22 protein-coding genes and 2 pseudogenes are annotated in these 24,682 nt (G+C 70.5%); 14 read left to right on the top strand and 10 right to left on the bottom strand.

Features of this window, described 5'->3' with window-relative positions:
- Both ABZW11_RS35825 and ABZW11_RS35820 read left to right on the top strand, forming a co-directional pair.
- The gene (locus tag ABZW11_RS35825) at positions 1 to 399 is read left to right on the top strand and encodes a hypothetical protein (RefSeq protein WP_355427238.1); all 399 of its coding nucleotides are present in this window, start codon (positions 1 to 3) and stop codon (positions 397 to 399) included.
- A complete protein-coding gene (locus tag ABZW11_RS35820; protein ID WP_355427235.1) occupies positions 389 to 664 on the top strand; it encodes a hypothetical protein in 276 nt (91 codons plus the stop codon). Before ABZW11_RS35825 ends, ABZW11_RS35820 begins: the two co-directional genes overlap by 11 nt.
- Here ABZW11_RS35820 and ABZW11_RS35815 read toward each other — a convergent pair.
- A complete protein-coding gene (locus ABZW11_RS35815) occupies positions 654 to 2,321 on the bottom strand; it encodes an acyl-CoA dehydrogenase family protein (RefSeq protein WP_355427232.1) in 1,668 nt (555 codons plus the stop codon). The genes ABZW11_RS35820 and ABZW11_RS35815 overlap by 11 nt on opposite strands.
- Before the next feature lie 31 nt (positions 2,322 to 2,352).
- On the opposite strand from ABZW11_RS35815, the gene ABZW11_RS35810 reads away from it, so the two are divergent.
- Positions 2,353 to 3,081, top strand: a complete 729-nt coding sequence (locus ABZW11_RS35810; RefSeq protein ID WP_355427230.1) for a PaaX family transcriptional regulator C-terminal domain-containing protein — start codon at positions 2,353 to 2,355, stop codon at positions 3,079 to 3,081.
- On the opposite strand, the gene ABZW11_RS35805 is transcribed toward ABZW11_RS35810, so the two are convergent.
- Both ABZW11_RS35805 and ABZW11_RS35800 read right to left on the bottom strand, forming a co-directional pair.
- Positions 3,076 to 4,062, bottom strand: coding sequence for a hypothetical protein (locus ABZW11_RS35805; protein WP_355427227.1), 987 nt, complete (start codon positions 4,060 to 4,062; stop codon positions 3,076 to 3,078). The genes ABZW11_RS35810 and ABZW11_RS35805 overlap by 6 nt on opposite strands.
- Positions 4,063 to 4,167: 105 nt before the next feature.
- Positions 4,168 to 5,565 (bottom strand): glutamate--cysteine ligase, encoded by a 1,398-nt coding sequence (locus ABZW11_RS35800; protein WP_355427224.1) that lies wholly within the window; start codon positions 5,563 to 5,565, stop codon positions 4,168 to 4,170.
- Between the two features lie 146 nt (positions 5,566 to 5,711).
- Here ABZW11_RS35800 and ABZW11_RS35795 point away from each other — a divergent pair, with 146 nt between their 5' ends.
- Positions 5,712 to 6,749 carry a zinc-dependent alcohol dehydrogenase family protein gene (locus ABZW11_RS35795; RefSeq protein ID WP_355427221.1) on the top strand — a complete coding sequence of 346 codons (1,038 nt, stop codon included), beginning with the start codon at positions 5,712 to 5,714 and terminating at the stop codon, positions 6,747 to 6,749.
- Here ABZW11_RS35795 and ABZW11_RS35790 read toward each other — a convergent pair.
- The 3 genes from ABZW11_RS35790 to ABZW11_RS35780 all read right to left on the bottom strand — a co-directional run bounded on the left by ABZW11_RS35790 (position 6,727) and on the right by ABZW11_RS35780 (position 10,230).
- On the bottom strand, positions 6,727 to 7,215 hold the full coding sequence (locus tag ABZW11_RS35790; RefSeq protein WP_355427218.1) for a carboxymuconolactone decarboxylase family protein: 489 nt from the start codon (positions 7,213 to 7,215) through the stop codon (positions 6,727 to 6,729). The two genes, ABZW11_RS35795 and ABZW11_RS35790, sit on opposite strands and share 23 nt — an antisense overlap.
- 191 nt (positions 7,216 to 7,406) lie before the next feature.
- Positions 7,407 to 7,766, bottom strand: coding sequence for a helix-turn-helix transcriptional regulator (locus tag ABZW11_RS35785; protein ID WP_355427215.1), 360 nt, complete (start codon positions 7,764 to 7,766; stop codon positions 7,407 to 7,409).
- A gap of 934 nt (positions 7,767 to 8,700) precedes the next feature.
- Positions 8,701 to 10,230 (bottom strand): recombinase family protein, encoded by a 1,530-nt coding sequence (locus ABZW11_RS35780; RefSeq protein ID WP_355427336.1) that lies wholly within the window; start codon positions 10,228 to 10,230, stop codon positions 8,701 to 8,703.
- Between the two features lies 1 nt (position 10,231).
- Here ABZW11_RS35780 and ABZW11_RS35775 point away from each other — a divergent pair.
- From ABZW11_RS35775 to ABZW11_RS35755, 5 genes and pseudogenes are all read left to right on the top strand, one after another.
- A pseudogene (locus tag ABZW11_RS35775) lies at positions 10,232 to 10,300 on the top strand (hypothetical protein); the annotation flags it as partial.
- Positions 10,301 to 10,323: 23 nt separating this feature from the next.
- Positions 10,324 to 10,536 (top strand): hypothetical protein, encoded by a 213-nt coding sequence (locus tag ABZW11_RS35770; protein ID WP_355427342.1) that lies wholly within the window; start codon positions 10,324 to 10,326, stop codon positions 10,534 to 10,536.
- Between the two features lie 65 nt (positions 10,537 to 10,601).
- Entirely contained in the window at positions 10,602 to 12,281 is a 1,680-nt protein-coding gene (gene polX, locus ABZW11_RS35765) for a DNA polymerase/3'-5' exonuclease PolX (RefSeq protein ID WP_355427212.1), read from the top strand.
- 707 nt (positions 12,282 to 12,988) lie between these two features.
- Positions 12,989 to 14,035 (top strand): sulfite oxidase, encoded by a 1,047-nt coding sequence (locus ABZW11_RS35760; RefSeq protein ID WP_355427209.1) that lies wholly within the window; start codon positions 12,989 to 12,991, stop codon positions 14,033 to 14,035.
- 145 nt (positions 14,036 to 14,180) lie between these two features.
- A complete protein-coding gene (locus ABZW11_RS35755; RefSeq protein ID WP_355427206.1) occupies positions 14,181 to 15,800 on the top strand; it encodes a wax ester/triacylglycerol synthase domain-containing protein in 1,620 nt (539 codons plus the stop codon).
- On the opposite strand, the gene ABZW11_RS35750 is transcribed toward ABZW11_RS35755, so the two are convergent.
- The gene (locus tag ABZW11_RS35750) at positions 15,732 to 16,283 is read right to left on the bottom strand and encodes a helix-turn-helix domain-containing protein (protein WP_355427203.1); all 552 of its coding nucleotides are present in this window, start codon (positions 16,281 to 16,283) and stop codon (positions 15,732 to 15,734) included. The genes ABZW11_RS35755 and ABZW11_RS35750 overlap by 69 nt on opposite strands.
- Positions 16,284 to 16,431: 148 nt before the next feature.
- On the opposite strand from ABZW11_RS35750, the gene ABZW11_RS35745 reads away from it, so the two are divergent.
- Both ABZW11_RS35745 and ABZW11_RS35740 read left to right on the top strand, forming a co-directional pair.
- Positions 16,432 to 17,037, top strand: coding sequence for a TetR/AcrR family transcriptional regulator (locus tag ABZW11_RS35745; protein WP_355427201.1), 606 nt, complete (start codon positions 16,432 to 16,434; stop codon positions 17,035 to 17,037).
- Positions 17,034 to 18,527, top strand: coding sequence for an MFS transporter (locus ABZW11_RS35740; protein WP_355427198.1), 1,494 nt, complete (start codon positions 17,034 to 17,036; stop codon positions 18,525 to 18,527). Before ABZW11_RS35745 ends, ABZW11_RS35740 begins: the two co-directional genes overlap by 4 nt.
- Here the strand turns inward: ABZW11_RS35740 and ABZW11_RS35735 are convergent.
- Entirely contained in the window at positions 18,513 to 19,010 is a 498-nt protein-coding gene (locus ABZW11_RS35735; protein WP_355427195.1) for a helix-turn-helix transcriptional regulator, read from the bottom strand. The two genes, ABZW11_RS35740 and ABZW11_RS35735, sit on opposite strands and share 15 nt — an antisense overlap.
- Positions 19,011 to 19,154: 144 nt before the next feature.
- On the opposite strand from ABZW11_RS35735, the pseudogene ABZW11_RS35730 reads away from it, so the two are divergent.
- Positions 19,155 to 19,493, top strand: a pseudogene (locus tag ABZW11_RS35730) (STAS domain-containing protein); the annotation flags it as partial.
- Positions 19,494 to 19,583: 90 nt separating this feature from the next.
- On the opposite strand, the gene ABZW11_RS35725 reads toward ABZW11_RS35730, so the two are convergent.
- Together ABZW11_RS35725 and ABZW11_RS35720 are read right to left on the bottom strand one after the other, a co-directional pair.
- A complete protein-coding gene (locus ABZW11_RS35725; RefSeq protein WP_355427192.1) occupies positions 19,584 to 20,513 on the bottom strand; it encodes an aldo/keto reductase in 930 nt (309 codons plus the stop codon).
- Between the two features lie 100 nt (positions 20,514 to 20,613).
- Positions 20,614 to 21,636, bottom strand: coding sequence for a polyprenyl synthetase family protein (locus ABZW11_RS35720; RefSeq protein ID WP_355427190.1), 1,023 nt, complete (start codon positions 21,634 to 21,636; stop codon positions 20,614 to 20,616).
- 427 nt (positions 21,637 to 22,063) lie between these two features.
- On the opposite strand from ABZW11_RS35720, the gene ABZW11_RS35715 reads away from it, so the two are divergent.
- Positions 22,064 to 23,416: a cytochrome P450 gene (locus tag ABZW11_RS35715; protein WP_355427187.1), complete on the top strand. Its 1,353-nt coding sequence runs from the start codon at positions 22,064 to 22,066 to the stop codon at positions 23,414 to 23,416.
- Positions 23,374 to 24,682, top strand: a 1,309-nt coding sequence (locus ABZW11_RS35710; RefSeq protein ID WP_355427184.1) for a prenyltransferase/squalene oxidase repeat-containing protein, incomplete at its 3' end; no start/stop codon positions are given. The genes ABZW11_RS35715 and ABZW11_RS35710, both read left to right, overlap by 43 nt.

Genomic DNA, 24,682 nt, shown 5'->3' with positions numbered 1-24,682 from the left:
ATGCCGCAGCTCACAGGCTCGCCCGTGGACACGACCGGGCGGGATACCTCCACCGAAACGACCAATGACCACATTTCTCTTTTGTCCGCCGATTGGCCGGTCTACAGTCCTTTCGCGAGAGAATATTTCGCCCGCGGATTCGCAGAAGGCTTCGCGACCGGCCTAGCCGAAGGCAGGGAGGAGGGCAGGGCCGCGGGGTTGGCGGCGGCGCTCATGACGGCGCTGGACGCCCGTCGCATCGACGTCCCCGACGATCTCCGCGCCCGCATCTCCGCCTGCACCGACCCCGCACAACTCCACACCTGGCTGACCCGCGTCCCGACCGCCGCGACCATCGACGACCTGTTCACGATGACAGGGCAGCCGTCGGCTCGACTCGGAGGAGATCATGGCGCCTGACACGGCGACACTCGCTCATTTCGCCCAGGAACACTACGACCGCGGCTTCGCCGAAGGCCGCGCACGAGGGAGGACGGCGGGCCTTACGGAGGGGAGGGCCGCGGGGTTGGCGGCGGCGCTCATGACGGCGCTGGACGCCCGGCACATCGACCTCCCCGACGATCTCCGCGCCCGCATCTCCGCCTGCACCGATCCCCTACAACTCCACGCCTGGCTGACCCGGGTGCTGGCCATTCCGGTCCTCGATGAGGTGTTCAGAGGGTGACGGCGCCTGCCAGCAGCGTGTCGAAAGGGTCGGCGGCGGGGCGGTCGAGGCCGCGCAGGGGGCCGGGGTCGGTGAGGTGCGTCTCCGCGTAGAGGCGCGCGACCAGGGCCTTGCGGTCGTCGTCCAGGCCCCAGGTGGCCTGGTCCTCCAGGAGGGCGGCGGCGTAGACGTCGGCCATGAATTGAGCCAGGGGGTACAACCTCGCCTCGGCGGTGGCGCGTTCGAGGGACGACCAGGCTTCGATCGCCTTGGCGAGGTCCTCGATGCGGGTGCGGACGAGGTCGGAGGTGGCGAGCGTCCGCAGGTGGGCGAGGAAGGGCAGGTGGGCCTGCTCCTTCTCCATGGCCCTGCGCACGTCGAGGCAGAGGATGTTGTCGCCGCCCTCCCAGATCGGGTTGACCTGGGCGTCGCGCAGCAGCCGGGCGACGGGCCACTGCTCGATGTAGCCGTTGCCGCCGTGCACCTCGATCGCGTCGCCGGCGGCGGTGACGCCGAGCCGGGAGGCGCGCAGCTTGATGAGGGCGGGCCCGAGCCGCAGCCGGGGCCCGGTGTGGCCGTCGAAGACCATGGCCTGCGCGGCCTCGACCTCGACGATGAGCTCGCCCAGCTTGCGGCGCATCAGGGGCTGCTCGATGAGCGGCCGGCCGAACGCCTCGCGGGCGGCGGCGTAGCAGATCGACTCGACGAGCGCCCGCCTGGCCACACCGACGCCCATCATGGCGACACCGAGGCGGGAGGCGTTCGTGAGCTTCATCATCGTGCCGAGCCCCGATCCGGAGCCGGAGCCGGGGCCGGGGCCGGCGAGGAGGAAGGCTTCCGCACCGGTGAACTCGACCTCGGCCGACGCCACCGACCGGGTGCCGAGCTTGTCCTTGAGCCGCCGGATCCGTACGCCGTTGCGGCTGCCGTCCCGCCGCTCCCACAGCACCAGGAACGGCGCCACCGCCCCCTCGGGCAGCCGGGCGAGCACGACGAAGGCGGAGCCGTTGGCGTTGGAGGCGAACCACTTCAGCCCGGTCAGCAGCCACGCGTCCCCGGCGGGCGTGGCGGCGCTCTCCAGCGCGGCGAGGTCGGAGCCGCCGGTCCGCTCGGTGAACATCTGAGCGGCCTCGCCGGAGTAGAAGCCGTTGGCGAAGATCTCCCTGACCCGGTCGCGTACGTCCGCGGGCGCGTGCTTCTCGGCGAGCGAGACCACCATGTCCCCGCCGGTGCCGAGCGCGCAGCCCATCCCGATGTCGGCCTGATCGAGCAGGTACGTCCACGCGGCCCCCAGCGCGGCAGGGTCGGCCCCATGGACCCTGGCCTGCTCGGCGAACGCGGGCGAGGTGAAGTTGTCGGCCATGAGCGCGTCGCGGGCGGCGTGGAAGGACGGCGGCATGACGACCTGGCTGACGTCCCTGCCCCACTTGTCGTACTTCTCCAGCCGCGGCGGGTTGCGATCGGTCTCCTCGGCGGAGCGCGCGACGAGCCCGCCCATCAGCGCGCCCAGCCGGTCGAGGTGCGGCTCGGCCCAGGCGTAGCCGTCACCCAGCCGGCGGCGCATGAGCAGGTGCAGCGTGGGGTCGCAGCGCCACCAGTTGCGGCCTTCCGCGCCCTGGTAGCGCTCGGTGGCGTAACGGTCGCTGTGGTCGAACGGCTCGACGAGATACCGGCCCATACCCGCGAGTGTTACATATAATCGACACGCGATGGAAGAGCGTAACGGAACGTTGAGCGCCCGGTCGGCGGTGCTGAGCGCACTGCTCGGCAGCCACCCGCCGCGCCTGCCGGCCCGTCACCTGGTGCGCATCGGGGCGCTGTTCGGCATCGCGGAGGGCACCGTCAGGGTTGCCCTGTCGCGCATGGTCGCGGCGGGCGATCTGGTGCAGGAGGGCGGCGCGTACGCGCTGTCGCAGCGCCTGGTCGAGCGCCAGGCCAGGCAGGACGAGAGCCGTGACCCGCACGTCAAGCCGTGGGACGGCACGTGGGAGGTGGTCGTGGTCACCGCCGAGCGCCGCGCGCCCGCCGACCGGGCCGCGTTCCGTCACACGATGACCGCGCTGCGCCTGGCGGAGCTGCGCGAGGGCACCTGGCTGCGTCCGGCGAACCTGGTGCGCGACTGGCCCGAGACCGTCACCGCGCAGTGCACGCTCATCGACGGCCGCCCGCACGACGACCCCACTCCCCTGCTGTGGGACCTCGACGGCTGGGCCGCGGAGGCGGCGCGGCTGGAGCGCGCTCTCGACCGGGCGCTGGACACCGGCGACCTGGCCGATGGCTTCCTGGTCTCGGCCGCGGTGCTGCGCCATCTGCTGGCCGATCCGCTGCTGCCGGACGAGCTGCTGCCGGCCGGCTGGCCGGGCGCCGGGCTGCGGGCCCGCTACGACGGCTTCGACCGCCGCTACCGGGAGATCCTGCAGGAGCACCTGCGGCTATAGGGGCACGCCGAAGACCGTGCGCTTGCCCCGGAACTCGGTGACACTCCACAGCTTGCCGTCCTGCACGGTGAGGTCCTCGGGCCCGATGGGGAACGGCCTGGTCGTCGCCGTGTCGCCGTCGAAGACCCGCAGCCTGCCGTTGGTGGTGGAGTTGACGGCCTGGCTGAGGTACCACTTCCCGTCGTACGACACCGCGCCCTGGATCTTGGCGTGCCCCGTGACGTAGGCGTCCTCTGGCGCCCCGCCCTCCAGGTCGAGCGGCCACCGCGCGACCCACCCGTCCGTGCCGGGGTCGCGGTACTCGCCGGTGACGAGCCTGGGGGTGTCGCCGCTGCGGTCGATCGCGACGTACGAGAAGCGCGGCCCGGCCGTGGCGACCCGCCAGAAGTCGGTCTGGGGGATGACGTAGCGGTAGCCGAAGGCGTGCAGCTTGCCGCCGTGCCGCCCGATGCGGTCGCCGTCGCCGAGGTCCTTCTGCGCCGTGCGCAGGTCGAGCACCTTGTTGAGGTCGAAGACGCGCAGGCCGCGCGTGGTGTCGGCGACATAGAGCAGGTCGCCGAAGCAGGCGACGCCGCCCGCGTGGATGTTGATCGGCCCGTACGACCCGTCGGGCTTGGCCAGCACCAGCAGCGCGTGCTGATATGTGAGCGTCTGGGGGCTGAGGAACGACACCCTGATGCCCCGTTCGCCGGCCGTCGGCCGGAAATACCAGCTGATCATGAAGGCCGGGACGCCGATGTTCCCCGAGTCGTCGCTGCCGGTCAGCCCCTGGGGGTACCAGTCGGCGGTGTCCTGGTCCTTGTCGTCGAAGGCGTACCAGACGTCCGGCCTGGGCTTCATCGAGCCCATCGCGGCCGCCGCGCCCTTGTTCCTCCCCGTCCTGTTGGCGTTGGCGAGCACCGCCTCCACGGCGGTGCTGCCGATTTCTCCGGCGAGTTTGTCCGCTCCTTCCGCCAGATCGCCCGTAGCCCGATTCAGCACATAAGGCGCTGTATCGGTGGATACCATCCCCGATGCCGCCATAACTTCCTCACCTTTTCCGTCTCTTGACCAGTTTGACGGATGAGCGAGAAATATGGTTTGCCGTCACTTCCACAAATGCACGGGCATCCCCGACAGAGCCAGCTCGCGATAACGCCGCACCATGCGCCGCCGGTCGCCGCCGAAGCGCGCGAGCGCCTCCCGCTGCCACACCGACCCGGTCCGCCGCAGCCGGGTGCGCTGCGCGATCACGTCCAGGGACCGATCCGCGTCGGACGGCGTCACCCCCGCCTTCAGCAGCCCCTCCCGCGCCTCGGGCAGCAGCGACAGCACCAGCTCCGCGGCCTCGTGCTCGCCCTCCGTGCCGGGCCAGGACAGCTTGGCGTCCAGCCCGTCCATGGCCGCGCGGTAGAAGTTCTGGTACGCCTGCGCGAAGCGGTAGCCGGTCAGGTCCCGCTCGGCCTGCGACAGCGTCAGCCCCAGCAGGAACGCCGTGTTGGCGGCCATGTCAGCGCAGGAGGGCCCGGCGGGCAGGGCGCGCATCTCGATGCGCAGGTGACCGCCGTCGGCGGGGTCGTAGACGGGGCGGTTCCACTGCCAGATCGTGCCCTGGTGCAGCCGCAGCTCGGGCACCTCGTGCGGGTCCGCGCCCTCGGTGAGGTCGGGCACGATGGGGTCGTAGTCGCGTACGTACCGCTCGAACAGTTCGTGCGCGCCCTCGCGCACCCAGTCGGAGCCGAACGTCACCCGCCCGTCCCTGCGCTCGGGCCGCTGCACGTCGCGGTCGTCAGCGGCCTCCTCCATGAGCGCGATCCGCGTCTCCTCCCACAGCTCGCGGCCCAGGAAGAACGGCGAGTTGCCGCACGCCGCGAGCACCGGCCCGATCGCGAGCTGCGCCGCGTTGAACAACCGGGCGAAGCGCTCCGGAGGGGTGCGGATGTGCACCTGCCAGGAGGTGTTGGCGCTCTCCAGGATCACGTCCTCGACGGAGAGCTCCAGGTCGTCGATCTTGACCAGGAACGGCTCGAGCCGCAGCCGCCGCAGCCCCCTGCTCATGGCGCGGTAGCGGTTCTGGTCGCTCATCGCGCCCAGCGTGAAGTCCTCGGTGTCGAGCGTCGGCAGGATGCCGATGGGCAGCGCGCCGCCGCCGGTCACCGCGCCGTCGACCTTGGTGATCGCCTCCTGCACCTCCGCGCCCATGGCCTCGAACGGCCGGCCCGCCAGCGGCGTCGGGGTCAGGTTGACCTCTATGTTGTAGCGGCCCAGCTCCAGCACCACGCGGGGGTCGTCGAGAGCGTCGCGCACCTGGCTGTTGCGCGGCAGCGGCCGTCCTTCCTCGTCGATCAGGAAGAGCTCCAGCTCGGCCCCGATCGTGATCGGGCCCTCGCCGAAGCCGGGGGTGGCGAGCAGCTCGCGCAGGACACCGAGCTGCTGCTCGCAACGCTCGCCGAAGCGGGTGAACTCCGCCTCGGTAAATCGTTCCTTGTCGAGATCCTTTCCCATCGCCGTCTTCTGTCCAGGAGGCCGCCGTTAACACGTTTTCCGGTGAACCTCCAGGTCAAGGGCAGGATCTGCGATCCTGTACGGATCCGTCCTCTGCCCCCCCTGGGCCTTGCGCGACCTGCGGCGACGCGCTCTAAGCTCATGAGATGCGCGCGGTTGCCTTTGACATCTTCGGTGGTGAGCTCGACGTACGTGAGCTGCCCGACCCTTCCCCCGCCCCGCACGGAGCGGTGATCAGAGTCGAGGCGACGGGCCTGTGCCGGTCCGACTGGCACGGCTGGCAGGGACACGACCCCGACATCAAGGTCCTGCCCCACGTGCCAGGCCACGAGCTGGCCGGCGTGGTCGAGGCGGTCGGTTCCGACGTGCGCGGCTGGCGGCAGGGGGCGCGGGTCACGGTGCCGTTCATCTGCGCCTGCGGCTCCTGCGCCGCCTGCGCGACCGGCGACCAGCAGGTCTGCGAGCGGCAGACGCAGCCGGGCTTCACGCATTGGGGCTCCTTCGCCGAGTACGTCGCCATCGACCACGCCGACGTCAATCTGGTCGCCGTACCCGAGGACATGGCCTACGCCACCGCGGCCGGGCTGGGCTGCAGGTTCGCCACCGCGTTCCGCGCCGTGGCCCAGGTCGGCGAGGTGCGGCCCGGCGAGTGGGTGGCGGTGCACGGCTGCGGCGGCGTCGGCCTGTCCGCCATCATGATCGCCACGGCGGCCGGCGCCAGGGTCGTCGCGGTCGACATCAGCACCGACGCGCTGCACCTGGCCGAGCTGGCCGGCGCCACCCACTTCGTCAACGGCTCGGACGGCGACGCCGCCGCCCAGGTGAGGGAGCTGACCAGGGGCGGGGCGCACGTCTCGCTCGACGCGCTGGGCAGCCCCCAGACCTGCGCGGCCTCCGTCGAGAGCCTGCGCCGCCGCGGCCGCCACGTCCAGGTCGGGCTGCTGCCCGGCGGGCCGACGCCGATCCCCATGGGCCGGGTGATCGCCCACGAGCTGCGGCTGCTCGGCAGCCACGGCATGGCCGCCCACGCCTATCCGCCGATGCTGGAGATGATCAGGGCCGGCGTCCTGCACCCCGACCAGCTCGTCACCCGCACGATCGGGCTCGCCGACGCCGGCAAGGCGCTGGCCTCGATGGGCTCGGTGCCGGGCGTCACGATGATCACTCCTCGATCTGCACCCTGAAGGTCCTGAGCACCAGCGCCAGCATGCGGTAGTGGGCGACCAGCATGACCAGCTCGATCCTGGCCGGCTCGTCATAGCGGTCGCACAGCGCCGCCCAGGTCGCGTCGGTCAGGTCGCCCGCGTAGTGCAGGTCGTCGGCCACCTGCAGCACGAGCAGGTCCTCGACCGGCCAGAGCGCGTCGGGACGGCGCACGGAGTCGATCTCCTGGTCGGTGAGCCCCGCCTGGCGGGCCATGCGGACGTGCTGGACCCACTCGTAGGCGCTGTGGCAGTGGTGGGCGGTGCGCAGGATGGCCAGCTCGCGGTCGCGGGCGGGGAGCGCGCCGTCCAGCAGCGCGCCGCCGAAGCGTAACCAGGCGCGATAGAGGCCGGGGTGGCGGGCGAGGGTGGCGAACACGTTGTACGGGTTCGCCTTCGTGAAGTCGTCCCACTCGTCGGGTGGCAGCGGCCGCACTCGAGGTCTCATGCCGGTAGACATGCCCCCGCTAAGCCCGACATAGGGTGAGATTCATGGACTATGTGCGACTTGGTAACACAGGCCTGAAGGTCTCCCCACGATCGCCAGAGCCGGGTTGATCGGCGTTCGGGGCTGGGGGCGATCGACGGTCCAGGGCTTCGTTCCTCAGCCCTGGCCCATCGCATCATCCGGCCGACCTGCTAGCGAATCTCGGATCGGGTGACTACGAGCGCAGTCCACTCGTCGTACGAGGGCTCATAGACGGAATAGAGCGCCTGCATGCTCTCAGCACTTGGGACGGCCAGTGCGCGCTCAAAATCGTTGATCGTCGATTGGGCGATTCCGGTCCGCACGCTGACCTCTTTCTGCGACAGTCCCGCGTTCTTTCTCGCGTCACGAAGTTGCGCGGCCAGCCTCCCTTCAGGACCCGGCGGAAGGCTGGCCGGACGAGGAGTCGCCGACCGTGACGCCTCGTTCGTCTCGGAAGCGACCGGTGTCGAATTCACATAGGTCGCGACGCCGCCCGACAGAAGCCCGATAACGATCAGGGCGGCCAACACGAACCAGAAAGCGCCAGGCCCACCAGCATCGGAGCTGGGCACAGGCGCGGGAGCGGAAGCGGAGGGGCCGCGTCTCTTGTGGGCTCTAACCCAAACGATCTTGCCGCTCCTGAGACGCCGCAAGTGGCGCCGGACGGAAACCATGAAGCGAGGCTAAATGGCATCTCAGACCTTTTTCCGACGGAACCAAAAGGGGCAAGTAAGGTCCATCTCCATGGAGACAGACACCTTACTGTACAGCGAGTGCAAGAATTGTTAGGGACGCCCTCTTTTGGGATTAGGGCGCACCGGGATGGCGAAATCAACCTTCAAGGCTCCGTTTCCTCAGTCCAGGCATGCCGAACTGTCGAGGCAGCTCGGTGAGATCATCCCAGTGCACCATCCAGCGTCGTATGCCCTGCGGCAGATCACCCGCTGGCCCATCGAGCTGAACGAACGCAAGGCGGCTATTACGCATGACGGAGATCACCCACCCCGCTGTGACCAGTCATCAGCGATCCGAACACTCGTGTCGTCGTCGGACTGTGCTCCATGCTGGAGATCCGGACGCGGCATCCAGACAGCCGCCACAAGCTTTGCCCGGTCACGCCGTGCTCGACCTTTGAGCAGATTCGGCGGCCACAGAGAAGATCTCTCCAGACCAGGGCTGGGATCGGCGAACGTCGGCATAACGGCGGGCAACTCGGCGGGCGGCTCTGGCTGGCTCCAGAATGGGATGCCAGGCATAGACGGCGCGCTTCCTGCCCTCGTCCCAGCCCGTACGCCACCAGAACCGTTCGCAGTCGCACCACACGACGAGGCCGACCCACACCGACACCAGGGCACAGCGATGCTCCGCCACGGTGTAGCCCTGGAAGACCTGGCCGAGGACCATTCCCTGAAAAGCAAGGGACGGCCCCTCCCCTGAGCAGGAAGACGTCTCGGACGTCCCGAATCAGTTTTCCCGCCAAATAGGGTCGAGCTTGTCGGGGTCGAACTTCTTGTTTCCCTTGCCTGCCGGATACATGATCACTGCGTGCAACGCCTCCCGAATGTACGTCCGCTTGGTCGAGATCGGCAGGCCGCCCTCGTCCTCGGGCAGGTACCACCGCTTCCGGATCTTCTCGAAGTCGGTCACCGTTCGTGACTGCCGGAGCTTGGCAGAGGCGTCGCGCTTGTTCTTCTCGGCGCGGTAGTCGGCGATCTCCTTCTCCAAGCCGGGTGCGAGCGAGAAGAACAGTTCGTTGCCAATCGCCTTCGCCTGCCACTGCCTGGTCAGTTCCTCCAAGCGGCTGACCGAGTCCTTCAACAGCTCTTCCTTGTCCCACCCCCCATCGTCCGACGCATCGACCAGCGTGCCCTCTTCGAGCTTCGCCAGGACCGCCTCGGAGACGAAGAGGTCCACCAGATCACCGCGCCTGGAAACGCCCCCGCAACCTCCTTCGGCCTTGCTCAGGCACGTGTACACGTGGTGGAGCGCGTCCTTGCCCCGGTTGACCCGCAGAGGCGTGTTGCAGAGGTTGCCGTCTGGCAGTGTGTTGCCGCAGCGCAGGATGCCTGACAGCAGGTATGTGGGGTCCCGGTAGTCGGTGGGATGCCGCTTCCCGATCTTCCCGTCCCTCCCTATGAAGTGTCCCTTGCGTGCGCCGAACACGGCTCGGATCGCGTTCCACTCGTCGCCCGTGATGATCGGAGCCCATTTGCCCTGCACGGGTTCGCCGCTCGCGTCCCGAACCAGTTCCCCATCCAGTTCGCGCCAGCCGCAGATACGAGGGCTCAGCAACGCCACCTTCAAGGACCGCACGCTCCAGTCGTTCCCGAGCGAGGTCTTGATGCCCATGCCCTGCCACTCCATGACGATCGAGTGCAGAGAGCGCCCGGTGAGGAAGTCGGCAGCCGCCCGCCGCAGAAGATCGGCCTCCACCTTGTCGAGGGTCAACCGGTCGGACTTCCAGCCGAACGGACGCGGCCCGCCTGAGGGCCTGCCCTCTTCCGCTCGAGCCCGGTGTGAGCGGCGCATGCGGCGCTGCATCTTGCGGACCTCCATCTTGGAGATGACGGCCCCGAACAGGCCCATGCTCTCCACGTCCTCGCTGTACAGGTCCTTGGTGCCCCGCGCGTCGGCGAACACGCGACCGGCCCGGTATGTGAACGCCTCCACGAACCGTTCGTAATCGCCTGGACGGCGGGTCAGCCGATCGTCGGCCAGCACCACGACGCCTGAGACCGTCCTACCGTCAGGCAGCTTGCCCGCCTTCAGCGCCTTCAGCATGGCTTCGAAACCGTCGCGCACGACGTCGGCCTTCGCCGCCGACTTGTCGTTGTCGGTGAACTCGTGGACGACCGTCCATCCGTACCTCATGGCGGTCTCACCGTTGACCTTGTGGTGGTCGCGTACTCCGTGTTCGTCGCCCTTGCCGTCCGCTGAGATGCGAGCGTAGGAGACGACCGGAACGGGGGATGCTGTCGGGCTCTTGGAGCACATCATGCATGAAATGCAGAGCTATAACCTCCTCTACCGCGAGGAGGAGCGCGAGATGCTGCCGCTCTGCGCCGACCAGGGCGTGGGCGTCATCCCGTGGAGCCCGCTGGCGCGCGCGGCGTGCTGGCCAGGGCGGGCTCGTCGGCCGAGACCGCCATGCTGCGGCGCTCCGAGATCACCGCGCCCATCGTCGGCGCCACGAAGGAACGGCACGTTGACGACGCGCTGGCCGCCGTCTCGGTGACGCTGTCGGACGACGAGGCGGCCTTCCTGGAGCAGCCGTACCGGCCGCGCGAGGTCCGCTTCTGACACCTGCCCTGGGGCCTCGCTCGCGGGCGCGCAAGATTGTCGGAGCGAGGTCCTAAGGTATGGGCATGCGGGCAAACGAGGAGGCTGCGGCGGCGCTGCAGGAATACGCGGAGCTGTTCGCGCTCACCGGCGGCGACGCCTTCAGGGTGCGCAGTTACCAGAAGGCGGCCAAGGCCATCGCGGGCTTCCCTGAGGACATCTCGATCGTCGACGTGCGCTCGGTCCCCGGGGTCGGCGAGGCGATCGCGAAGAAGATGGAGGAGTTCCTGCAGCGCGGGAGCTTTCGCCAGCTCGACGACCTGCGCGGGCGCGTCCCCGACGGCGTGCGGCGGCTGACCAAGGTGCCCTCGCTCGGCCCCAAGACCGCGATCATGCTGTACGAGGACTTCGGCATCGACTCCACGGTGGCCCTGAGCGAGGCCATCACCTCGGGCCGCCTCGACGGCGTCAAGGGCCTCGGCCCCAAGACCCTGGCCAACCTGCTCAAGGGCGTCGAGCAGCTCGAGCAGTCGGGCCGCCGGGTGCACATCGGCATCGCGATGGCCCTGGCCGAGCAGGTCATGGGGTCGCTCAAGGCCGAGCGCATCGCCTACGCCGGGTCGCTGCGGCGCATGAAGGACACCATCGGCGACATCGACATCCTCGCCGTCGCGCCCGAGTCGATCATGGACGACTTCCGCGCCCAGCCCTATGTCGCCGAGGTCATCGCCGCCGGCGACAAGAAGACCTCCATCCGCACCACCGCCGGCATCCAGGTCGACCTGCGGGTGGTGCCGGCCGGGTCGTGGGGCGCGGCGCTGCAATACTTCACCGGCTCCAAGGAGCACAACGTCGCCATCCGTGAGATGGCGGTGAAGAAGGGCTGGAAGCTGTCCGAATACGGGCTGTTCGAGGGCGACCGGGTGATCGCCGCCGAGTCCGAGGAGGACATCTACCACGCCCTGGGCATGCACTACGTGCCACCGCCGCTGCGCGAGGACGGCGGCGAGGTCAAGGCGGCGCTGGCGGGCGAGCTGCCGGTGCTGGTCGAGCTGGGCGACCTCAAGGGCGACCTGCACACCCACACCGACCTCACCGACGGCATCGCGAGCCTTGAGGACATGGTGGCCGCCGGTCACGTGCGCGGCTACTCCTACTACGCGGTCACCGACCACGCGCCCGACCTCGCGATGCAGCGCATGACCCTGGACAAGGCGCTGGAGCAGCGGGGGCGGGTGGCCGAGCTGCAGGCGCGCTATCCGGACATGCGGCTGCTCCACGGCACCGAGCTCAACATCGCGCCCGACGGCTCGGTCGACTGGCCCGGGGAGATTTTGCGGGAGTTCGACGTGTGCGTGGCCTCGGTGCACTCCCACTTCACGATGTCGCGCGACGAGATGACCCGGCGGTTCATCGCGGCCTGCGAAAACCCCTATGTCGACATCATCGGCCACCCCACCACGCGCAAGATCGGCAAGCGGCCCGCCGTCGACGCCGACTGGGACGCCGTCTTCCGCGCCGCCGCGCGCACCGGCACCGCCATGGAGATCGACTCCTATCCCGACCGCTCCGACCTGCCGTCCGACCTCGTGCGGCTGGCGCGGCACCACGGGGTGAAGTTCTCCATCGACAGCGACTCCCATGCCATCCCGCACCTGGCCCACCAGCGGTTCGGGGTCGGCATCGCACAGCGGGCCTGGCTGACCACGGACGACGTCATCAACACCTGGCCCCTCGATCGGCTGCTCGCCTTCCTGGGCCGGTGACGCACGGCCGGTTCGCCCGGGCGGCTCCCGTCCGTACGAGGCCCGGCACGAAGCACGACAAGCGGGCGGAGCTGCCGCCGTCCACGGGGCCCGTCCACGGGGCCCGTCCACGGGGCCCGTCCAAGGAGCCTGTCCAAGGAGCCTGTCCACGGGGCCCGTCCACGGAGCCTGTCCACGGGGCCTGTCCACGGGGCCTGTCCAAGGAGCCTGTCCACGCACGCCTCGCTCACGCCCGCTCAACACCCTCCGCTCACCGACCCGGCCCCCCTTACGGTGCAGCCGCCGCACATCGACGGCAACTCAGGCGAGAATTCCTCACCTCCCCCTCGATGACACGGCCATCCTTCACAGGCAGCCTCACGCATCGACGGCACATCAAACGAGAGCCCCTCACCCTCCGGCCGGCAACACGGCCACCCATCACGCTCCAGCCGGCACGCACCAACGGCACATCAGACGAGGGTTCCTCACCCTGCGGCCGGCGACACGGCCGCCCCTTACGGTGCAGTCGTTTCGTATCGGCGGCGCATCAGGGGAGAGTTCCTGTTAGTGAGGGTTGGTGGGGGGATGAGGGGGCGGGTAGGTGTCCGGGTGTGGAACGTTCCGGAGCAGGTGAGGCAGATTTCGTCAAGGAAGGGCGCGCGGAGTCAGCCGCAGGAGATTAAATGGTTTCCAGGTAGGAAATAGTCACAACGAGGTGATGCTGCATGAGGCAAGCCACGGCGCCGATCATCAAGCCGCTGCCCGACCACCTGTTCCGGGTGCACGGCAACAGCGCCGAGATGCGGTGGGAGGCCATGGCCGGGCTGGGCTACCACACGCCGAACGACCGGTTCTTCGTCCGCAACCACACCTCCACCCCGCTCATCGACGTCACCACCTGGCGGCTGCAGGTGCACGGCCCGGGGGTGCGGCGGCCACGGGCGTTCACTCATGACGAGCTGCGGGCCATGCCGTCCCGTACGTACGACGTGGCGCTGGAGTGCGCCGGCAACGGGCGGCGCTTCTACCGGACGCAGCAGCACGACGGCGCACCCGGCACCCAGTGGGGCCTCGGCGGTATCGGGGTGGCGCGCTGGCGCGGGGTGCCGCTGAAGCAGCTGCTCAAGGAGGTCGAAGTGCTGCCCGAAGCGGTGGACGTGCTGGCGATCGGGCTCGACGCGCCGTTCGAGGAGCACGGCCACGTACGCCGGCCGCTGCCCATCGACAAGGCCATGGACGACGTGCTCGTGGCGTACGAAATGAACGGCGTGCCGCTCCCTCCCGACCACGGATTTCCGGTGCGGCTGGTGGTGCCGGGATGGGTGGGAATCGCGTCCATCAAATGGCTCGGGGAGCTGGAAGTCTCCACCGTTCCGCTCTTCACTCCATGGAACACCGTCTTTTACCCGGACGTCACCACGCAGCCGGTGAAGAGTGCTTTCGAGCTGGCGTGGAATGCGCGGGTGCCGTTGTCGAGGACGCGGATCCTGCGCGGGCGGTCATGGTCGGGGCAGGGCAGGATCGTCCGCGTCGAGGTGAGCACGGACGGCGGGCTCACCTGGCGCATGGCCGAGCACCATGGTCACCACCTGGCGAAAGCCTGGCTGCCGTGGCACGTGGAGTGGACGCCCCGGCGCACCGGGACCCGCCTGCTGATGGCCCGCGCCACCGACGAGACCGGCGCCACGCAGCCGCTCACCCGGCCTCGCCATCCCTTCGGCTACCACTTCGACGCGGTCGTGCGCCATCCCGTGCACGTCGTTCTCGACTAGGAAAAGGCAACAATCCCCGGCCTCGTCCTTGATTACGGGAAAGGCCGGGTCCGGCGCGGCCGAATTCATCTGGAGGACTCGGCGGGAAACCTTCCAGAAATCCCGTCATGTGATGCTGCCCGCATCCCAGGGAAAAGGAGAGCCGATGCGTCAGCTGACCGCGCTCGACGCGCAGTTCCTCCATGTGGAGACGGCCACCACCGTCGCGCACGTGGCGGGGCTGGCGGTGCTCGACCCGGCGGACGGGGCCGTGGACCGCGACTCGCTGGCGGCGCTGCTGCAGGCACGCCTGCACCTCTCCCCCGCGCTCAGCCTGCGCCTGGCCGAGGTGCCGCTGGGGCTCGACCACCCTTACTGGGTCGCCGACCCCGCCTTCGACATCGACCACCACCTCTTCGAACTGACCCTGCCCGCGCCGGGCGACGACCGCCGGCTCGCCGAGGCGGTGGCCGAGATCCACGCCCGCCGGCTCGACCGCACGCGACCGCTGTGGGAGATGCACCTGATCAAGGGCCTGCGGGGCGGGCGGGTCGCGGTCTACACGAAGGTGCATCACGCGGCCATCGACGGCGTCTCCGGCGCCGAAACCCTTGCCGCCCTCCTCGACCTCCCCCCAGACGGCCACCTCCCCCCGGACGGCATCGGGCAAGGCCACCACTCGCCCTCTCCCACACCGCGAACGGCTCGGCGCCAGAAGGCGAAGGCGGGGACGGGCGTGGAGGTCGTACCCGTCACGGACGCTGGGCCGGAGGCCGGGGTGGGGGGCACCGCTGTGGCGGGGGTAGGGGGCGGGACGAAGCCGGGGCCGGTGGGGATGTTGGCTTCGGCCGTACTGCATGGGGCTACGCAGCCGTTGCGGGCTGCCCGGTCCGTGATGAGGGTGGCGGCGGACCTTGATGCGATTCCGCTGGCCGCCGGGCTGCCCGGGGCGAGACTGATCGCCAGGGCGGCGCGGGCCGTCAGTGGGGACAGGCGGCATCGGCCGGAGTTGCCCAGCCTCGTGGTGCCGCGGACGCCGTTCAACGGGCCGATCAGCGCGCGGCGGCACCTGTCGTTCGGATCGCTGCCGCTCAAGGACGTCAAGCAGGTCGCCAAGGCCAACGCCATCAGCGTCAACGACGTGGTGATGACGCTGTGCGCGTCCGCGCTGCGCTCGTGGCTTCGGGAGCGGGACGCGCTGCCCGACGAGCCGCTGGTCGTGGCGGTGCCCGTCGCGGTGCGCAGGCCGGGCGGCAAGGACCTCGTCGGCAACCAGATCTCGGCCATGGTCGCGCCCGTGCCGACGAACGTCCCCGACCCGAAGGAGCGCCTGCGGGTCATGGGCGCGGTGATGGGCCGGGCCAAGCGCAGGTTCGCGCTGGCGCCTGCGACGTGGCCGGGCGAGCTGTGCTCGCTGCTGCCCGCCCCGGTCACCAGCCTGGCCACGCCCGCCGTCTTCCGGCTGGCGGGCATGGCCTTCCCGCCGGTCAACCTGATCGTCAGCAACGTGCCCGGCCCGCAGTTCCCGCTGTACCTGTGCGGCGGCCGCGTGCTGTCGTACTACCCGCTGTCGGTGCTGACCGACGTCAGCGGCGGCCTGACCATCACCTGCTTCTCGTACGACGGCATGCTCGACTTCGGCATCGTCGCCTGCCCCGAGCGGGTGGACGACGTGTGGGGCCTGCTCGGCCACCTGCGCACGGCGCTGGACGAGCTGTCAGACCAGCACCAGCGAGTGGGCGATGAGTTCCGCGACGGCGTCGGGGTCGATCTGGTGGCCGGTTAGCTGGCACAGGTTCTCCTGGTAGAGCAGGGCGGCGGCGAACATGGCCGCCGCCACCTCCAGCCTGGCCGCGTCGCCGCGCGCCCCGGGCGTGGCCAGCTCCAGCGCGAACCTGGCCCGCCTGACGAGCTCGCCGTTGAGCCGCCCGAGCCGTTCCTTGACGGAACGGTGGGTGTCGGCCTCGCGGAACAGGATCCGCCGCATGGCCGGCGAGGCCCGCAGGGGCAGGGCGCGGGCAAGCCGGGCGAGGGTGCCGGCCAGGTCGCCCGGCACGGCGTCGACCTCGCGGCCCTCCTCGATGACGGCGCGTTCGTTGACGAGAGCGACCAGCAGGTCGATCTTGTCGGGGAAGTGTTGAGCAATCAGCCGCTTGGGCACTTTCGCAAGTTTCGCTATGACCGCGGTCGTGGTCGCCTCGTAGCCGCGGCCCGCGAACAGTTCCTCCGCCGCGTCCAGGATGCGCGTGCGGGCGTCACCGATCACCACAGCTCAGCACCCTAATGCGGAGCGGAAGTGCCTCGCCATGCCATCGGGACGAGAGGGGTGTCGCGCGTGTCACTCGATCCGCAGCACGCGGACCTGCCGTGTAGCGTATGAGACAAAAGTGTCTCATACGAAACCTAGGTGCTTCACCATGGCTGTGACGCGCGACCAGATCATGAAGGCCGCCATCCATCACCTCAATGAGAACCCGATCGCCTCCATGGCCCAGCTCGCCGAGGCCGTCGGTGTCAGCAGGGCGACCCTGCACCGCCACTTCAGCAGCCGCGAGGAGCTGATGCTGGCGCTCGCGCACCGCGCCCACGACCAGTGGGAGCACGTGCAGGAGCGCTGCGGGCTGGTCGCGGCGACCGGCTCGCAGGACCCCGGCGCGCTCGCCGAGGCTTTGGACGCGCTGGTCGCCGGCATGGTCGAGATCGCCGACGAGTACGGCTTCGGCCTCACCGACTACACCCTCGTCATCGAGCCCGAGCTGCGGCGGCGCGCCGACGAGCTGGAGGAGCGCGAGCTGGAGTTCTACGCCGCCGCCCAGCGCGCCGGGGTGCTCCGCGCCGACCTCCCGGTGCGCTGGGTGAGCAACACGGTGTTCGGGCTGATGGTGACCGTACGCGAGAGCCTGCGCCACGGCGACGTGGCCCGGCGCGACGTCCACCGCCTGCTGCAGACCACGTTCCTGCACGGCACCGGCGCGGACGGCCTCGGGGGCGAGCGTGAGCGGGCGGAAGGCGGCCGGGGATGAGCCGGGGACGGCGGTGGGCCGCGCTGGTCGTGCTGTCGGCGTCCGTGCTGATGGTCGTCATGGACATGACCGTGCTCAACGTGGCGCTGCCCGCCATCTCCGAGGACCTGCGGCCGGACTCGGTGCAGCTCCTGTGGATGGTGGACGCGTACTCGCTGGTGCTGTCCGGGCTGCTCGTCACGGCGAGCGCGCTGGGCGACCGGTGGGGGCGCAAGCGCATGCTGCTGGCCGGGTTCGCGGCGTTCGGGCTGGCGTCGCTGGCGGTCACCGTCGCCGGCGGCGCGACCGAGGTGATCGCCGTACGGGCGCTGCTCGGCGTCGGCGGCGCGATGATCATGCCGTCCACGCTCTCGCTGATCAGGCATCTGTTCACCGACCCGGACGAGCGTGCGAAGGCGCTGGGCGTGTGGGCGGCGATGGCCGCGACCGGCGCCGCGCTCGGCCCGATCGCCGGCGGGCTGCTGCTCGAGCACTTCGGCTGGCAGGCCGCGTTCCTGGTGAACGTGCCGGTCATGGCCGTCGCGATCGGCGCCGGGGTGTTCCTGCTGCCCGAGTCGGTGAACCCCGCCCCCGGCCGGTGGGACGCGCTGGCCACGGCGCTGTCGATGGCGGGCATGGTGGCGCTGGTGTACGCGGTCAAGACGTTCGGCAAGGACGGGCTCGCCTCTCCCGCCGCCCTGGCGGCCGGCGCGGTCGCCGCGGTGACGCTCGGGTGGTTCGCTCTGCGCTGCCTGCGGCGGCCTGACCCGCTGCTTGAGCTGCGGCTGTTTCGCAGCGCGCCGTTCTCGGCCGGTGTCGTGACGGCGCTCGTCACGTCCATCGCGATGGCGTCGGTGTTGCTGCTGCTCGCCCAGTGGATGCAGCTCGTGCAGGGGTACGGGCCGCTGGAGACCGGCGTACGGCTGCTGCCCGCCGCGCTCGCCGCCGTCGTGGCCTCGCCGCTGGCGCCCTCACTGGCGAGGCGGGTGGGCGCGCGTACCGTGCTGACGGGCGGGCTGGCCCTGACCGGACTGGCCTTCCTGCTGCTGTACGCGGCGCCGAGCCCGCTCGGCTACTGGCCGGTCGCGGTGGCACTGGTGCTGATCGGTCTCGGGAACGGCTCCCTCGCCATCGCCTCGGCGGCCATCATGTCGGGCTCGCCGCCCGCGAAGTCGGGCAGTGCGGCGGCCATCGAGGAGACCAGCTACGAGGTGGGCGGCGCGCTCGGGGTGGCCGTCCTGGGCAGCGTCGCGGCGGCCGTCTATCGGACGGGGCTCGACGCGCCTGCGCTCGGCGGGGCAGGCGCCGCGGCCAGGGAGTCGCTGGGCGGGGCGCTCGGCGTGGCCGGCGAACTGGGCGCGGCGGGCGCGGCGCTGGCCGAGCAGGCGCGGGCGGCGTTCACCGCGTCCCTGGTGGTGACGAGCGCGGCGGGCGCCGTGCTGATGCTGGCGGGCACGCTGGCGGTCTGGCTCCTCACCCCCCGCCACCTGGACGTGTCAGCCGGTCACTGAGCCGTCGGGGGTGGGGTCGGGGCCGGCCACCTGGTCGGCGGCCATCTGGTCGGCGGCCACCTGGTCGGCTACGCGGCCGATGCGGGCAAGGCGGGCGAGGGCGGGGCGGGAGAGGACCTCGCCGATGTCGTGAAGGGCGATGATCAGCTCTTCGACGCCGTCGAGCGGCATGTCGGGCTCTCGGTTGAGCAGGACGCCGCGGTAGTCCTCGGGTGAGACGGCGCCGCCGGGCAGCTCGATGCGGTCGTTCTCGGCGCGGAACAGGACCGGGACGGAGGTGTCGAGGACGAGCGCGAGCGCGGTCAGCTCGGCGGCGGTGAAGGAGCGCTGGCCGCGCTCGGCCTGGTGGACGGCCTGGCGGCTCCAGGGGCGGTCGAGGTAGCGGCCCAGCGCCTCGCCCAGCTCGGTCAGTGACATGCCGCGCTCGGCGCGCAGGCGTGCGATCTGGCGGCCGATGGCCTCTTCGACCCGCAATGTGATCACCCCTTCGAGGTGTCATTCTGCACGATGACACCGACAGTCAAGCGTTGACGGCGGGGCGATCGCGGCAGTACTGTCAATGTACAGAGTTCCCCGTCAATGTTGCCGATGACAGGCCGACTGATACGGCCGATGGTGAGGCGCGACATGCAAGACATCCGCATCGAGGTGGTAGGACCGGTCGGCGACTGTGCCGTGCTCAAGATCGCCGGTGAGGTCGACGTGTTCACCGCTCCGAAGCTGCGGGAGCAGGTGGTCAACCTCGCGGGCCAGGGCGTCGTGCACATCGTCGCCGACCTGAGCACGGTGGAGTTCCTCGACTCGACCGGCCTCGGCGTGCTGGTCGGCGGCCTGAAGCGGCTGCGCACGCTGGAGGGCTCGCTGGCGCTGGTGATGACCACCGAGCGCATCTCCAAGATCTTCCGCATCACCGGGCTCACCGCCGTCTTCGCCTCCCACTCCTCCGTCGGCGAGGCGATCAACGCCGACCCGCACTGGAAGCAGGTCGTCGAGGGCGAGGCCGGCGGTGTCGAGGCCTGGTGCGGGGAGCACGGCCTGTCCTGAGCGGGCGGGCGGTCAGGGACGCGATGCCTCGTCCAGGAGCGTGAGCTCCTCGGCGGTCAGCGTCGTCCCGGCCGCCGCCAGCAGAGGCTGCAACTGCTCGACGGTGCGCGCGCTGGCGATCGGCGCCGCCACCGTCGGCTGGGCGGCCAGCCAGGCCAGCGCGATCGTCGCGGGCGCCATGCCGCGGCCCTCCGCCACCTGGGTCAGTGCCTCCAGCGTCCTGGGGCCCCGCGGGGTGTCCAGATATTCGGCCGCCCTCGGTGCGCGGGGGCTGTCCACGGTGATCCCCGGCGCGTACTTGCCGGTCAGGAAGCCGCGGGCGAGCCCCGCGTACGGGGTGCTCGCCAGCCCCTCGCGGGCCACGACGTCCCGCAGCTCGCCCTCGTAGCCGCGCTCGACCAGGTTGTACGGCTGCTGCAGCGCCACGTACCTGGCCAGGCCCTCCTCGTCGGAGATCTTGAGCGCCTCGGCCAGCCGGGGAGCGGCGTAGTTGGACGCCCCGACGTAACGGACCTTGCCCTCGCGGACCAGCGCGTCGAAGGCGCCCAGGGTCTCCGCCAGCGGCGTCCCCTGGTCGTCGACGTGCGCCCAGTAGAGGTCGATGTAGTCCGTACGCAGCCGCCGCAGCGAGTCCTCGGCCGCCGCCCTGATCGTGCCCTCGGCCAGGCCCTTGCGCCCCTCCAGCATGCCGACCTTGGTGGCCAGCACGACGGACTCCCGGTTGCCGCGCGCAGCCAGCCACTCCCCGATGATGATCTCGGACGTGGACTCCCCCGTCTCCCAGGCCGGATAGACGTCGGCGGTGTCGAGGAAGTTGCCGCCACCCTCGACGTACGCGTCCAGCACCGCGAACGAGGTCTCCTTGTCCGCCGTCCAGCCGAACACATTCGTGCCGAGCGAAATCGGGAAAACGGACAGGTCGGAATTGCCGATGGATCTCATCCCGCCATTATCGCCAGGCCGCATCCACGCGGAACGACCCGCCCCCGACCCGGTCAGCGGCCGATCCGCCGGCCGATCCGCTGACCGATCCGCTGGCCGATCAGCTGGCCCGGTGCACCAGGGAGCCGCACAGGGCGCGCAGCTCCGCGGCGTCCGGCAGGCACTCGTCCAGCACGCCGAGCGCGGCGGTGACGTACCGCTGGGCCAGGTCCTCGGCGCCGGCCCGGCCGCCGGCGGCCTCCACCAGGTGGGCGGCGTGCCGTGCGGCCTCCTCGCCGTCCACGCCGGAGACGAGCAGGTCGGACAGCTCGCGGGCGGCGGGACCACCGCCGGCGAGCGCGGCGAGCACGGGCAGGGTCTTCTTCTCGCGCCGCAGGTCGCTGTGGACGGGCTTGCCGGTCAGGCGCGGGTCGCCCCAGATGCCGAGGATGTCGTCGGCGATCTGGAAGGCCACGCCGAGGTCGCGTCCCATGTCCCACATGCGTCCGGCCAGCTCGGGCGCGCCGCCCAGAGCCACGCCCGCCGCCGCGGCGGCGCCGAGCAGGCCGCCGGTCTTGCCCGCCGCCATCTCGGCGTACTCGTCCACGGTGACCTCGCCGGGCCCCCGCCACGGCCGGTTCTCGAAGGCCATGTCGGCGGTCTGCCCCTGGACCAGCTCCATCAGGGCCGCCGACAGGTAGGGCATCGCCTCGGGACGTCCGGCGAGCTGGCCCACGGCCAGCGCCAGCAGCGCGTCACCGGTCAGCAGCGCGGGCCCCACGCCGTACGCCTTCCACAGCGCGGCCCGGTGCCTGCGCAGCTCGTCGCGGTCGATGATGTCGTCGTGCGCCAGGGAGAAGGCGTGCACCAGCTCCACCGCGACGGCGCCGGGCAGCGCGGACTCGGCGCTGCCGCCGACCGCCTCGGCGCAGAGCATGACCAGGGCGGGCCTGACGCCCTTGCCGACGCCGCCCTGCCGCGGGCTGCCGTCCACGTCCGACCAGCCCAGCGTGAACGCGGCCATGCTGGCGCCCCATGGGTGCAGCGCGCCGACGGCCTCGCGCAGTGCGGGTTCGAGCAGGCTCCGGTAGCGCGCCAGGGAGTCGGCGCCCTGCGGCAGAACGCCCGGCCGGCTGACGTTCATCGGGTGCTCCTACCTCCGGTTGATCTTGAAAATCCATGCAGAAGCATGTGATACTCCACTGTGGATTTGACATCCGTCATTACATGTCCGTTATGTGAGACAGATGTCCACAGAGCTGACCCGCGTCCCGAGCACCGCCGGCACAGGCGGCCCCGGAGTGGCGCACCCGATCGAACCCGGGAGAAACGACTGGTCGAAGACGCCGGTGAGGGAGCCAGAAGCCGGAGTACGAGTGGAGCCGACCACCATCATTCCTCCGTGAATGAACAAGATGGGCAACATCTCACCATTCGCCCAAGCTTGATCATACACGCACTTTCGTACGATAATCACTCAATGAGTGAGAAATCCTCACATAGCCGACTTCTAGCTACATAACGCTCTCTGATCGGGGATCGCCGCCATGCCGCACCCCACGGAAACCTCCGTGTCCACTCCCCACGTCGTCCCCTTCTACCGGGCCCTTCCGAAGCTGGTGAAAGACCCGGTGACGGAACTGGTCAACATGGGAACCGGGGCCGCGGGCCGGATCGTCCAGGTCAACCTGGGCCCCTTCCGGCCGTATCTGGTCTCCCATCCGGAGCACGTGGAGCAGGTACTCAAGACCGAATGGACGAACTTCGCCCGCGAGGGCATGTTCTGGCGCCCGCTGCACCGCGTGACCGGCCAGAGCATCCTCGGCGAAGGCGAGGCGTGGGCGTCCGCCAGGAAGATCCTCGCGCCGCTTTTCACCCCGCGGTACATCGCGTCGCTGGCCGACGACATGGCCGACAACATCGACGAGTGCATGGTCGAGCTGGACGGCTTCGCCGCCTCGGGACGCCCCATCGACGGCGAGCACCAGATGACCACGATCGTCAACCAGGCCGTCATCAAGGTGCTGTTCGGCGGCCGGATCTCGCGCGACACCGCCGAGCGGCTGGCGCCGGAGTTCGCCACGTGCGCCACGTCGATCGGGTTCCGGCTGCTGTTCCCCTTCGCCCCGTACTCCATCAAGGTGCCCGGCGACCGGGCCTTCCTGCGCTCGGCGCAGAAGATCGACGAGATCGTCTACCCGCTCATCGAGCAGGCGCAGCGCGAGGGGGACACCGCCAGCAAGGAGGTCGTCTCCAAGCTGCTGGCGGCCCGTCTGGAGCAGGAGGGCAAGGCCGACATCAAGCAGGTGCGCGACGACCTGGTCAGCATCTACGGCGCCGCGTCGGAGACCACCGCCATGTCGCTGACCTGGCTGTGGTCGGCGCTGCACGACCACCCCGACGTCAACGCCCGGCTGCGCCAGGAGATCGACGACGTCGTGGGCGGCGAGCCGGTACGCCCCGAGCACGTGAGCCGGCTGCCGTACCTGCGGATGGTGCTCCAGGAGCTGCTGCGGGTCTATCCAGCGGCCTGGATCGTCCCGCGGCAGGCGGTCAACGACACCGAGATCGGCGGCATGCGCATCAAGGCCGGTTCGCAGGTGCTGGTCAGCCCGTACACGACGCACCGGCTCGAGGAGTTCTGGGACCGGCCCGAGGTGTTCGACCCCGACCGGTGGGCCGACGAGAAGGCCGTGGTCAAGCACCGCTACTCCTTCATCCCGTTCGGCGCGGGCCCGCACGTGTGCCTCGGCCAGCACCTGTTCTACGTCGAGGCGCCGCTGGTCATCGCCAACATGCTCAGCCGCTACCGGCCGGAGCTGACCAACCCGCAGCGGCTCACCCCGCTGCCGGGCGCGTCCGTACGGCCGAAGGAGAAGCTGTGGCTGCGCCTGCACCCCGTCGAACGGCGGCGGGCGGCGTGAACCCCGTGGACCTCACCACCGGACCGGAAGACCTCACCGCGGTCGCGAACGACCTGATCGCCAGCCTCATGCTGCGCCCCTGGGGGCAGGTGTCGCCCTCGGTGTACGAGACCGGCCGCCTCGTCTCCCTCGCCCCCTGGCTGACCGGCCACGGCGAGCGCATCGGCTACCTCGCCCGCACGCAGCGCCCCGACGGCTCCTGGGGCGCGCCCGACGGCTACGGCCTGGTGCCGACGCTCAGCGCCACCGAGGGCGTCCTGGCCGCGCTCACCCGGAGTGACCCCGGCACCGACCGGGCCCTCCTGCTGGAGACGGCCGAGCGCGGCCTGTCGGTGCTCGGCGGCTGGTTGGCGGGCCGGCTCGACCTGCCCGACATGCCGGCGATCGAGCACATCGTGCCGTCGCTGGTGGCGCTCATCAACCAGCACCTCGGCGCGCTCGGCGCGGGTCACGCTCCGCTGCCGCTGCCCGAGGGCATGACCTACGACACGCTCACGCTCGTCAGGGAGTGGGTCAGGTCGGGGGCGGAGGTGCCGGAGAAGCTGCTGCACGCGCTGGAGATCGCCGGCGCGGAGGCGGCGGGCGCGCCCGGCATCCGCCCGACGGTGATCGGCACGGTCGGCGCCTCCCCCGCCGCCACGGCCGCCTGGCTGGGCCGCTCCGGGACCGGCGCGGACGGCGAGTCCGCCAGACGGCACCTGGAGGACGTCGTCCGGCTGCACGGCGGCCCGGTGCCCGTGGGGCTGCCGATCACCGTGTTCGAGCGGAGCTGGGTGCTGAGCTGGCTGGTACGCGCCGGGGTGCCCGTCGAGGTGCCGCCCGAGATGCTGGCCGACATCAGGGCCGCCATCGGGCCCGAGGGAACGCCCGCCGGGTACGGCCTGCCGCCCGACGCCGACACCACCTCGGTGGCGCTCTACACGCTGGCGCTGGCGGGGGTGCCGTACGAGCCGGACTGCCTGTGGCGCTTCCGCTCCGGCACGCACTTCGCCACCTGGCCGGGTGAGCAGGGCACGTCCGTCAGTGTGAACGCTCACGTTCTCGACGCCTTCGGCCAGTACGTCGCCCGGCGCCCCGACGCCGCGCCCCGCTACGCCGAGACGATCGCCGACCTGTCGGCCTGGATCGCCGAACGCAGGGAGCCGAACGGGAGCTGGACCGACCGGTGGCACGCCTCGCCCTACTACGCCACGGCGAGCTGCGCGCTGGCGCTGGACGCCTTCGGCGGCCCCGCCGCGGCGCCCTCCGTGGCGGAGGCCGTGTTGG

This window comes from Nonomuraea sp. NPDC004580 (assembly GCF_040609855.1).
GTDB classification, from domain to species: Bacteria; Actinomycetota; Actinomycetes; order Streptosporangiales; family Streptosporangiaceae; genus Nonomuraea; species Nonomuraea salmonea.
This window is presented reverse-complemented; position numbering and strand designations above follow the sequence as displayed.